The sequence below is a fragment of the Acidiphilium sp. PM genome (assembly GCF_000219295.1).
Lineage (GTDB): Bacteria > Pseudomonadota > Alphaproteobacteria > Acetobacterales > Acetobacteraceae > Acidiphilium > Acidiphilium multivorum.
Genome location: NZ_AFPR01000556.1, coordinates 1 through 7,314, shown reverse-complemented (window position 1 = coordinate 7,314; position 7,314 = coordinate 1). Strand labels below are relative to the sequence as shown.

Sequence of the window (7,314 nt, the reverse complement as noted above, 5' to 3'; positions counted from 1 at the left end):
AAAATTTCCTCATGTGAGATTGCGCTTACGATCAGATCGTCAACACCTGCCTCGAGAATGCGCAGGCGCGTTGCTTCGCTCAGCAAATGCGCGACGGCCATGATCGGGCAGCGCAGTCCAGCGAGGCGCAACCTGCGGATGAGTTCGATCTCCGCCGGGCGGGTGTCCGTTACACGCAGAACGACCGCGTCGTATTCATAAAATCGCGTCAGATCGAGCGCTTCTTCAATATCCGTCGTTTCGTCTACAACGACGAGCTTGGACTTAAAGAATGTAGTCAGAACATCTCGATTATCGAGCGGGTTTCCAAAAATGAGAAGTTTCATTACAACCCCCAGTTAACTGAAAAATTCAATACAACCGGAAGGGGAGGGCGTCAATAAAATAATTTTAAGGAGATGATAATCGATTGAATAATAATTTCGATTACGAAAAATGGGATTGAAATTGAGTTTTTGGAAACTTTTCCGGCACCAGGGCGCACAAATGCGGTGAAAACCCTGCCTTTATCCGCCGATGGCCGGGGTGTTCGGCAGGGGGAGCAGCGAGGTTCGAGCGCGTGGGAGGGTATTGAAGATTAAATCGAGGCAATGGATTGGCGTGCGCCGGACTACCAGCGGTTGCGCGCTTCCTGATCCTCGTCGCGTGCCGAAACCCAGTGCGATGTGCCATCGGCAAAGTTCTCGCGCTTCCAGAACGGCGCGTCGGTCTTCAGCCAGTCGATCAGGAAGGCGGTTGCCGCGAGGGCGTCAGCCCGATGGGCGCTGGCGGCGGCGGCCAGAACGATACGGGCGCCGGGTGTCAGTTCGCCGACCCGGTGGATGATCGTGCAACCGGTGAGCTGCCAGCGGTTCGCGGCCGTCTTGGCAATCTCGGCCAGGGACGCCTCGGTCATTGCCGGGTAATGTTCGAGAATCAGGGAGGTCAGCCGGCGGCCGCCGGCCTCGCCTCGGACGACGCCGACGAAACTGGCAACCGCGCCGGCCCCCGCTTCAAGCGCGGCGAGTTCGGCGCCGACGTCGATGTCCTCAGTCGTGACGACGATGCGAGGCATGCTCCGGCCCGTCATCCACCGGTGAAAGGCGGAAAGAAGGCGATCTCTCGGGCACCTTCCAGCAATGTGTCGGGCGGAACGAAGCGCTGATCGAGGGCGGTCTTGATCGCGCGGCGGTCTGCGAACGCACGGGTATGGGCAGGGCTGCGCGCAGACAGAAAATCGGTCAGGGCACTGATTGTCGTCACTTCGGGCGGAATATCGACGTCTTCCTCGGAGAGGCCGATACGCTCGCGCAACCAGGCGAAATAGAGGATCTTCATTATAAGGATATGGGACCACAGAGGCGTTGAGTCATCGGGTCGGGACCGTTACCACCTGGCCATTCGACTGGATCAGCGTCGCGGTGCCGTTCCCGTTGGGAATCAGGATGCCGCCCCCCCGGCCGCCGATCGGGGCGATCGTCTGGTAACGGCCGTTGCTGGGAGACGTCACGATGCCGAGCGGGCCATGCGGTCCCATGACCGTCTGGCCCACAGGCAGCGAATCTCCGGAGGTAATCGGCTTGGCGGGCCTTGCCGGCGCTGTCGGTATTGCCGGGGCGCGCGGCACAGGCGCCTGTGCGCTGCCGGGTGGCGTGGATGAGTGCATGGCCGCGCCGGCGGGGCGGGAGAACGTTGCCTCCGCGCCTTCCGCGCGGTCGGGCGGCAGACGGCGGACCTTTGCGCCGGGCGGAACCGAATAGGACGGCGCCGGGGAGCTGCCGGCGGGGGCGCTGTAGAGGTTCTGATAAGCCTGCCCGAGGGGCACGTTCATGTGTTTCTGGATTTCACCGAGTGTTGGCACCGGAGCGAGCTTGCCCGGCCAGACATCGCCTGGCTGGGGACGCAGCGGCTGTACCGCGACCTCGTTGCCGCGGGCGCGCTGCATGTTGATGGCGTCACCCGCGGGCGCATTCGGATCCCCGAGTGGGTTGAGGGTGCTGTTGAAATAGTTGCCCACGCCCGCGCAGCCGGAAAGCAGCAGCACAAGACTGCCGGGAAGAAGTGCGGCCACGGCACGGCGGGGCCGGGGCGAAGGCAGTACGGCCGGGCGGGATGGGGCGGATCTGGCAAATTGCCGCATCTTTCTTCCTCGAAATTGTTCGAATTCGTTATGCGCCGGTTTGCCGGTCTACCTCAAGCGATCAGGCGGCCGCATCGGCGGAGGAGGAACCGCGCGACGGCTGGCGGATCGCCGAGGGGAAGAACAGGTCGGTCGCACCCGGGGAGCGGGACATCGCAGGCGACGGCGATGACATCGTCCTGCTCCGGCCAAAGCGGCGCCTTGCCGAGTTCGGGCCGATGCACTTCGATCTTTTCGACCGCGGCCGCCTTGAAGCCTTCCGCGAGATAGAGATCGGCCGGTGCCATGCGGGCGAGCAGGGCAGCAAGATCCGGTTCGGCGGCGGCGCCGTGATCGTGAAACAGCACGAAGCGTTCGGCGGTGGCGAGCATCGTTTCGTGTGCTCCGGCTTCGCGATGACGGAAACTGTCCTTGCCCGGCTGGTCGGGGTCGACCTTGTGGTGGGCGTGCTTCAGGGTCGAAACCCGCAGCCCGGCGCCGCCGAGCAGGGGCAGAAGGGCGGTGAGCAGGGTTGTCTTGCCGCTTCCCGACCAGCCGATGAGGGCGATGACCGGCGCGCCGTGCGCCGTGAGTGTCGCTGATGATTTCGTCATCTTCGGGTCAGGGTGACGGTCCGGGCTGGGTCACGTGACGCAGCCCCGCGGTCAGGTAATCCCAGCCGGTGATGAGGGTGAGGCCGGCGGCGATCCAGAGCAGGGCGCCGCCGATGATGCCGGCCGGGAGCCAGGGGATGCCGAGTTCCGCGGCGCCGGAATTGCCGAGCAGGAGAATGCCGAGCGCCACCATCTGCGCGGCCGTCTTCCATTTGGCCAGCCGGGTCACCGGCATGCCGACCTTGATGCCCGCAAGGTATTCACGCAGGCCCGACACCAGGATTTCACGCAGCATGATCACGATCGCCGGGTAGATGCCGAAGGCGGTCACGCGATGAAAACCGACGAGAAGCATCAGTGTTGCGCCCACCAGCAGCTTGTCCGCGATCGGATCGAGCATCCGGCCGAGATCGGATAGCTGGCGGCGGCTGCGGGCGAGGCGGCCGTCCAGCCAGTCGGTGATGCCCGCGATGACGAAAAGGAGGGCGGCCAGCAGATCGGCGAGCGGGGAGCCGATCGCGACCAGCACGACCAGCAGCGGGATCGCCGCGATGCGCGAGAGCGTCAGCACATTCGGTAAGTCGGTCAGCATTCGGGGACGTTAAGCCGATTTTGCCGCCGGCGTCACCCGTCGCAACAGGCTTATGACAGCAGAATGATCGTATCGCCGGGCGCGATCCGCCCTGGGGCGAGAACCTCGGCATAAATCCCGCAGTCGACATGACCGAAATGCGTCATCAGGTCCTTGACCGGATTGGCGTCGCGCGCCCGGGTTTCCGGGTTGACGGTCGTGGCGGCGCAGCGGTCGATCCGTGCGGTAACCCGCAGCCGCGCGTCCCCGATCGCGAGTGTGCGGCCGACCCAGCCGAGTTCAGCCCAGGGCTCGGCGCCGTCGAAATAGAGATTGGCGCGGAAGCGCAGAGGGTGGCGCGGCGCGCCGGCGGCGGCTTCGAGCGCCCGCAGGCTGGCCAGGCCGATCAGGCTGATCACCTGGTTCCGGTGGTCTGAGAAACTATGGCCGGACACATGCCGGAATCGTGGCGTGCCGCGCATCGAGCCCGGCAGGGCGGCGGCGATGAACGTCCCAAGCTGGCTGCGTCCGGCCTCGGTCAGGGGCGATGCGTCGATCGCCGCGCCGTCCGGCGCGATGAGGGTCAGCAGGCCTGCGGCGTCGTCGAAGCGGCAATCGAGGCGAACGGCTTCCGGATCGCGGGCGAGGCAGAGGAATTCGGCTTTCGGGCGCCAGGCCGGCGCTGCCGGATCGAAACCGCAATCCCCCTGCGCGAGTGCGAAGGCGCGGTCCCAGGCGATGGCGCGTCCGGCTTCGAGGTCCGCGGCCTTCAGCGGTTCGGCGGTCAGGCCCTTGACCGGATAGCGGAAGAGTGAGTCGACGAGCATGGTCATGGGGGCGGTTCCTCTTGAGGAGGATCAATGCAGCAACCATGTCCAGCGGACAAGGTCGGACCATTGCCTTGCGAGGGATGGTCCGGCCGGGTCGCCTGATGAAAGGGATCGAGAACAATGGATTTCGAGAAGTTTACCGAACGCGCCCGCGGCTTCGTGCAGGCCGCGCAGACGATTGCCGTGCGCGAATATCACCAGCAGATCACGCCGGAACACCTGCTCAAGGCGTTTCTCGACGATGAGGAAGGGGCCGCGAGCGGGCTGATCCGCGCGGCCGGGGGCGATCCGGCCGCGGTTCGTCTCGCGGCCGATGCCGCGATTGGAAAACTGCCGAAGGTGCAGGGCTCCGGCGCCGGGCAGCCGCAGATCACGCCCGATCTCGTGCGGGTGCTCGATGCGGCGCAGCAGATGGCGCAGAAGGCCGGCGATGAATATGTCGCGCAGGACCGCGTGCTGGTGGCACTCGCGGCGAGCGGCACGCCGGCGGGCCGGGCGCTGACCGCGGCCGGCGCCTCGGCGCAGGCCCTGGAGAAGGCGGTGGCCGATATCCGCAAGGGCCGCACGGTGACGAGCGCGAACGCGGAGCAGACCTTCGATGCGCTGAAGAAATATGCGCGGGATGTGACCGAGGCCGCGCGCGCGCAGAAGCTTGATCCGGTGATCGGCCGCGACGAGGAGATCCGCCGGGCGATCCAGGTGCTGGCGCGGCGGACCAAGAACAACCCGGTGCTCATCGGCGAGCCTGGGGTTGGCAAGACGGCGATCGTCGAGGGGCTGGCGCTCCGCATCGTCAATGGCGACGTGCCGGAGGCGCTGAAGGGCAAGCGGCTGCTCGCGCTCGATCTCGGCGCGATGGTGGCCGGCGCGAAATATCGCGGCGAGTTCGAGGAACGGCTGAAAGCCGTGCTGAAGGAGATAGAAGGCTCGAACGGCGAGGTCATCCTGTTCATCGACGAGATGCACACGCTGGTCGGCGCGGGGCGGGCGGATGGCGCGATGGATGCCTCGAACCTGATCAAGCCCGAACTGGCGCGCGGTGCGCTGCACTGCGTGGGGGCGACGACGCTCGACGAGTATCGGAAGTACATCGAGAAGGATGCGGCGCTGGCGCGGCGCTTCCAGCCGGTCTTCGTGGATGAGCCGAGTGTCGAGGACACGATCTCGATCCTGCGCGGGATCAAGGAGAAATACGAACTTCATCACGGCGTGCGGATTTCGGATTCGGCGCTGGTGGCGGCGGCGACCCTGTCCAACCGCTACATTACCGACCGGTTCCTGCCGGACAAGGCGATCGACCTTGTCGACGAGGCCGCCTCGCGCCTGCGGATGCAGGTGGATTCCAAGCCCGAGGCGCTCGATGAACTCGATCGGCGGCTGATGCAGCTCAAGATCGAACGGGAAGCGCTGCGCAAGGAGCAGGATCCCGCCTCGAAGGAACGGCTGGAGCGGCTGGAGGGTGAAATCGCCGAACTCGAGGAGAAATCCGACGCGATGACGGCGGCGTGGAAGGCCGAAAAGGACCGACTGAATGCCACGCAAAAGCTGAAGGAGCAGCTCGACCAGGCGCGGGGCGAGGCGGAGATGGCGCAGCGCTCCGGCAATCTGACCCGGGCCTCGGAGCTGATGTATGGCGTGATCCCCGAGATCGAGCGGAAGCTCGCCGCCGGGCCGACGGAAGGAGCCATGGTCAACGAGGCGGTCACCGAAGCGCAGATCGCCCAGGTGGTTGCGCGCTGGACCGGTATTCCGGTCGACCGGATGCTGGAGGGCGAGCGCGCCAAGCTCATCAGGATGGAAGAGGAGTTGCGCAAGCGCGTGGTGGGCCAGGAAGCCGCGCTGCGGGCGGTTTCGGATGCCGTGCGCCGGGCACGGGCCGGGTTGCAGGATCCGAACCGGCCGATCGGCTCCTTCCTGTTCCTGGGCCCGACCGGCGTCGGCAAGACCGAAACCTGCAAGGCGCTGGCCGAGTTTCTGTTCGACGATGAGCGGGCGATGGTGCGCATCGACATGAGCGAATTCATGGAGAAGCACGCCGTGGCCCGGCTGATCGGCGCGCCGCCAGGCTATGTCGGCTACGAGGAAGGCGGGGTGCTCACCGAAGCCGTGCGGCGCCGGCCGTATCAGGTGATCCTGTTCGACGAGGTCGAGAAGGCGCACGAGGATGTCTTCAACGTCCTGTTGCAGGTGCTTGATGATGGCCGACTGACCGACGGACAGGGGCGCACGGTCGACTTCAAGAACACGATCATCGTGCTCACGTCGAACCTGGGCAGCGAGGTGCTCGCCGCTCAGCCTGAAGGCGAGGATGTCGTATTGGCCGAACCGCAGGTGATGCGGGTGGTCCGCCAGCATTTCCGGCCGGAATTCCTGAACCGGCTGGACGAGATCATCCTGTTCCGGCGCCTGCAGCGCGCCGATATGGCACGGATCGTCGAAATTCAGTTGAGGCATCTGGAATCGCTTCTCGCAGACCGGAAGATCACCCTGCATCTCGATCAGGCGGCGCGGGACTGGCTGGCGAACGAGGGATACGACCCGGTCTACGGGGCACGGCCGCTGAAGCGGGTGATTCAGCGTTCGCTGCAGAACAAGCTGGCGACGAGGCTCCTCGAAGGGGCCATCCATGACGGCGAGACGGTGAATGTGACCGTCGACGATGACGGTCTCTCGATTGCCGGCGGGCTCGCGGCGGCAGCCTGAGAGCGTGGCAACAGCCCGGCCCATGCGGATTGTTCATGGCCGGGCTGCTTGCCGGAAAATTACGTCATCTCGCAGATGCGAAATGGACGAATTTCAAAAAAATCCATCAAATTCAAATGGTTTTTAATAAATCGACCGCCGCCCGAATGGGCGTTGACAGCAAGCAGGCCGGGGCGTAGAAGCCCGTTCACCGCTGACGAGGCGGCGCCCGACGGAGCGGGTAAGACCGCAACGAAGGTTTTGTTCTTTGAGGATTGTGAATAGGCTAGGAAGGGATACGTTGGTGGCGTTTGGCTGCTGGGCTTGAGGGTCTGGTGGTTGGAGCTGAGGCTTGGGCTTAGGTCTGGGTTTTGGTGGTGGTTCTTGAGGGTTGGCTGGTGATCTGGGTTTAAGTGATCTGGATGATTATCTGGTCTTTAGGGGCTGATTTGAACGCTGTCTGATGTATTCATTCTGTGAATGTGACAGATGTTTCGAGTTCTGTCTGGGGCTGAGAAG

The 7,314-nt window shown here is 64.5% G+C and carries 9 protein-coding genes; 2 read left to right on the top strand and 7 right to left on the bottom strand.

Annotated features, from left to right (window positions below):
* The 7 genes from APM_RS18035 to APM_RS18005 form a co-directional block, all read right to left on the bottom strand.
* Nucleotides 1-326: response regulator (locus APM_RS18035; RefSeq protein WP_007424834.1), on the bottom strand; the 326-nt coding region annotated here is incomplete at its 3' end.
* 284 nt (nucleotides 327-610) lie between these two features.
* The gene (locus APM_RS18030) at nucleotides 611-1,054 is read right to left on the bottom strand and encodes a molybdenum cofactor biosynthesis protein MoaE (protein ID WP_007424833.1); all 444 of its coding nucleotides are present in this window, start codon (nucleotides 1,052-1,054) and stop codon (nucleotides 611-613) included.
* An 11-nt stretch (nucleotides 1,055-1,065) separates the two neighbouring features.
* Nucleotides 1,066-1,317 carry a molybdopterin converting factor subunit 1 gene (moaD, locus tag APM_RS18025; protein WP_007424832.1) on the bottom strand — a complete coding sequence of 84 codons (252 nt, stop codon included), beginning with the start codon at nucleotides 1,315-1,317 and terminating at the stop codon, nucleotides 1,066-1,068.
* A 31-nt stretch (nucleotides 1,318-1,348) separates the two neighbouring features.
* Nucleotides 1,349-2,050 carry a hypothetical protein gene (locus APM_RS18020; RefSeq protein WP_231295244.1) on the bottom strand — a complete coding sequence of 234 codons (702 nt, stop codon included), beginning with the start codon at nucleotides 2,048-2,050 and terminating at the stop codon, nucleotides 1,349-1,351.
* 122 nt (nucleotides 2,051-2,172) lie between these two features.
* Nucleotides 2,173-2,712: a molybdopterin-guanine dinucleotide biosynthesis protein B gene (gene mobB, locus APM_RS18015; protein ID WP_007424830.1), complete on the bottom strand. Its 540-nt coding sequence runs from the start codon at nucleotides 2,710-2,712 to the stop codon at nucleotides 2,173-2,175.
* Between the two features lie 7 nt (nucleotides 2,713-2,719).
* Nucleotides 2,720-3,304 carry a CDP-diacylglycerol--glycerol-3-phosphate 3-phosphatidyltransferase gene (pgsA, locus tag APM_RS18010; RefSeq protein ID WP_007424829.1) on the bottom strand — a complete coding sequence of 195 codons (585 nt, stop codon included), beginning with the start codon at nucleotides 3,302-3,304 and terminating at the stop codon, nucleotides 2,720-2,722.
* A gap of 50 nt (nucleotides 3,305-3,354) precedes the next feature.
* On the bottom strand, nucleotides 3,355-4,116 hold the full coding sequence (locus APM_RS18005; RefSeq protein ID WP_007424828.1) for an MOSC domain-containing protein: 762 nt from the start codon (nucleotides 4,114-4,116) through the stop codon (nucleotides 3,355-3,357).
* Between the two features lie 117 nt (nucleotides 4,117-4,233).
* Here APM_RS18005 and clpB point away from each other — a divergent pair, with 117 nt between their 5' ends.
* Entirely contained in the window at nucleotides 4,234-6,816 is a 2,583-nt protein-coding gene (gene clpB / locus APM_RS18000) for an ATP-dependent chaperone ClpB (RefSeq protein WP_007424827.1), read from the top strand.
* Between the two features lie 35 nt (nucleotides 6,817-6,851).
* Nucleotides 6,852-6,995, top strand: coding sequence for a hypothetical protein (locus APM_RS22110; RefSeq protein ID WP_158005016.1), 144 nt, complete (start codon nucleotides 6,852-6,854; stop codon nucleotides 6,993-6,995).
* Nucleotides 6,996-7,314 lie beyond the last annotated feature (319 nt).